We start from the raw sequence: 279 nt of genomic DNA, 5'->3' as shown, positions 1-279 counted from the left end.
ATGCGCGGGGGAACCTGACCCAGCGTCTGCGTGGCTCGGCCAACAACAACTATGCCTCGTACAACGGCTGGGGCGGCTACACCCACGAATACTACACCTATGATTCCGCGGGGCGGCTGCTCAGTTCGGTCGTGGCCGGGCAGAACACGCAATATTATGTCTATGACGGGCTGAACCGGCTGGTCTCGCAGACCGACGTCAACGGCGGGACGACGAGCATCGTGTTCGCCGATGCGGCGACGCAGACCGTGATCACGCTGGCGAACGGGTTCGTCCAGA

At 62.7% G+C, this 279-nt stretch carries 1 protein-coding gene; it reads left to right on the top strand.

Features of this window, described 5'->3' with window-relative positions:
• Positions 1-279: RHS repeat domain-containing protein (locus ACNEUN_RS06220; protein WP_463631559.1), on the top strand; the 279-nt coding region annotated here is incomplete at both ends.

This window comes from Gardnerella sp. C0684A1, from assembly GCF_055326835.1.
The sequence above is the reverse complement of the archived record's forward strand: the minus strand, read 5'-3'. Positions and strand labels throughout refer to the sequence as shown.